The organism is Pseudomonas sp. NPDC087803, assembly GCF_044742995.1.
Taxonomy (GTDB): domain Bacteria; phylum Pseudomonadota; class Gammaproteobacteria; order Pseudomonadales; family Pseudomonadaceae; genus Aquipseudomonas.
In genome coordinates, this window is record NZ_JBIUVO010000134.1 from 1 (window position 1) to 2,522 (window position 2,522).

General features: G+C 53.6%; 3 protein-coding genes. All 3 read left to right on the plus strand.

What is annotated here, in order from left to right:
* Positions 1 to 167: 167 nt before the first annotated feature.
* Genes birA through ACIOUG_RS26860 form a run of 3 tightly spaced genes read left to right on the plus strand, consistent with a single transcriptional unit; the run spans position 168 to position 2,305 of the window.
* Positions 168 to 1,121 carry a bifunctional biotin--[acetyl-CoA-carboxylase] ligase/biotin operon repressor BirA gene (birA, locus tag ACIOUG_RS26850; protein ID WP_401070172.1) on the plus strand — a complete coding sequence of 318 codons (954 nt, stop codon included), beginning with the start codon at positions 168 to 170 and terminating at the stop codon, positions 1,119 to 1,121.
* Positions 1,111 to 1,860: a pantothenate kinase gene (locus tag ACIOUG_RS26855; RefSeq protein WP_401070175.1), complete on the plus strand. Its 750-nt coding sequence runs from the start codon at positions 1,111 to 1,113 to the stop codon at positions 1,858 to 1,860. Before birA ends, ACIOUG_RS26855 begins: the two co-directional genes overlap by 11 nt.
* 7 nt (positions 1,861 to 1,867) lie before the next feature.
* Positions 1,868 to 2,305 carry a hypothetical protein gene (locus ACIOUG_RS26860; RefSeq protein WP_401070177.1) on the plus strand — a complete coding sequence of 146 codons (438 nt, stop codon included), beginning with the start codon at positions 1,868 to 1,870 and terminating at the stop codon, positions 2,303 to 2,305.
* Positions 2,306 to 2,522: the final 217 nt, after the last annotated feature.

The window sequence follows — 2,522 nt, forward strand, 5'->3', positions numbered from 1 at the left end:
GGGTTTCCCCATGTGAGAGTAGGTCATCGTCAAGATTAAATTCCGAAACCCCAATTGCGAAAGCAGTTGGGGTTTTGTTTTGCCCGCAAGAAAGTGGTTTGCTTGATTTCTATGCAATCGCCCGGCTCATGGCTATCATTCGGGCCTCATTGTGAGGCGAGACCTGCATGCTGACGTTGTTGAATCTTTTGAAGGATGGTCGATTCCATTCTGGCGAGGCGCTCGGGCTTGCCCTGGGTATAAGTCGAAGTGCGGTATGGAAGCAGCTTCAGCATCTTGAGGCTGAACTCGGGTTGTCCATAAACAAAGTCCGGGGCAGAGGCTATCAACTGGCCGCGCCCTTGACGTTGCTCGATCCTCTCAAGATTGGTGCGTTGGCACCGGTTTGGCCAATTACTGTCTTTGATTCTATTGATTCCACCAATGCAGAGGCGCTACGCGCAATCAACCAAGGTCGAGAGGCACCGTTTCTGGTATTGGCAGAGCGGCAGTTTTCCGGTCGTGGTCGCAGGGGTCGCAAATGGGTAAGCCCTTTTGCTGAAAACCTCTATTACAGCCTGGTCCTGCGCATCGAAGGTGGCATGCGCCAGCTGGAGGGTCTGAGCCTTGTTGTGGGTTTGGCGGTTATGCAAACCCTGCGAAAGCTAGGAGTGTCGGGCGCTGGGTTGAAGTGGCCGAACGATGTGCTGGTCGGAAACAAAAAAATTGCCGGTATTCTCCTCGAGCTCGTAGGTGATCCCGCAGATGTTTGCCACGTGGTGTTGGGTATAGGCATCAATGTGAACATGCAGATTGCTGAGGAGGTTGACCAGCAATGGACGTCGATTCGGCTCGAAACAGGCAAAAGCTGCGATCGCAATGTCTTGGTGGCTGAGTTGAACGAGCAGCTGCGCGGCTACATCCAGCGCCATCAGGTCGATGGTTTCTCCGCGCTCCAGGGGGAGTGGGAAAAGGATCATATGTGGCAAGGTCGCCCGGTTTCGTTGATTGCGGGTGTGAGTCATATAGAAGGCGTAGTGCTTGGTATTGATAGCCAGGGTGCGCTGCGCTTGAAGGTGGACGGCGTGGAAAAAGTATTTAGTGGTGGTGAGCTCAGCCTGAGGTTGCGTGATGATTCTTGAGCTCGACTGTGGAAATAGCTTTATCAAGTGGCGAGTATTGAATACCGCTGCTGGCGGTCTCTTCGCGGAGGGTGTGGTCGATTCGGATCAAGCCCTGGTGGACAGTCTATGTGCTTTTGATGGCCTGTCGCTGAGAAAATGTCGCTTGGTCAGCGTCAGAACTGGCGAAGAAACTGCCGCGCTAACTCGAATTCTTGAGCAGGCGTTCGGCGTTTCGGTCGTCTGTGCCAGGTCGGCCAGTGAAATGTCTGGTGTCAGGAATGGCTATGACGACTATGAGCGTCTGGGGCTGGATCGTTGGTTGGCGATGCTTGGTGGTTTTCATCTGGCTGCCGGCGCTTGTCTGATCCTGGATTTCGGTACTGCTGTGACGGCGGATTTTATTAATGCCGAAGGCGATCATCTCGGCGGGTTCATTTGCCCGGGGATGCCGTTGATGCGTAATCAGTTGCGCACACACACTCGGAAAATCCGTTATGGGGATTTGGCGGCCGAGCAAGCTCTGATGAGTCATTCCCCGGGGCGCAGTACCGTCGAAGCGGTGGAGCGCGGCTGCTCTTTAATGTTGAGAGGCTTCGTCCTGACTCAGATGGAAATGGCTCGATCCTATTGGGGGGAGCATTTTACCGTCTTCATTACAGGTGGCGACGCTGGCTTGGTTGCGGACGTCGTGCCTCATGCTCGGATCGTGCCTGACCTAGTATTTGTGGGGTTGGCCATGGCGTGTCCTTTATCTTGAGGTTTGTATGCGTTGGTTGTTCCTGCTGCTCGTTGTTCTCAATGTGTTCTATTACGTCTGGCATCAGCAGGAAGCACCTTTGCGTGCGAAAGATGTCACGCCCCTCAGCATGTACCGCGGGTCCCAACAAGATATTCGCTTACTGAGTGAGGCGACTGGTAACTCTCTGGAAGGGCAGGGCGTGCGACGTGCCGGACAGGAGTGTCTGTTTTTGGGAGGGGTGACTCAAGAGGGCAGCATTTCTGCGCTGCAGCAGCGTCTGGCGGCTATGAATGTGAAGGTTCAGGTGTCGCAAAAGGATCTCCCCGAGCCTGGTTACTGGTTGCGAATTGCGCCCGAAAGCCAGCGTTTATTGGGGGATGTGCAGTTGCAGAACCTTTCTAAGGAATTCAATGAGTTAAAACATAAAATAATGCTGTGTGAGGGGGTTGCACCGCTGGAATAGTTTGCATAGAATGGCGCCCGCTCCACAGCGAACACCTAAACAGGTTTTCAAAGCGGAGCGATGTCAACGCAGCTAACCTCAGGTTTTTAATGAGAAAATGCTTGACAGAAGGTCGGCATAGTATAGAATGCCGGCTCGCTTAGGAGGGGTTCCCGAGCGGCCAAAGGGATCAGACTGTAAATCTGACGTCTTCGACTTCGAAGGTTCGAATCCTTCC

Bases quoted from the DNA above. Each gene is read 5' to 3' on its own strand.
- birA (WP_401070172.1), top strand. From the start codon at position 168: ATGCTGACGTTGTTGAATCTTTTGAAGGATGGTCGATTCCATTCTGGC.
- ACIOUG_RS26855 (WP_401070175.1), top strand. From the start codon at position 1,111: ATGATTCTTGAGCTCGACTGTGGAAATAGCTTTATCAAGTGGCGAGTA.
- ACIOUG_RS26860 (WP_401070177.1), top strand. From the start codon at position 1,868: ATGCGTTGGTTGTTCCTGCTGCTCGTTGTTCTCAATGTGTTCTATTAC.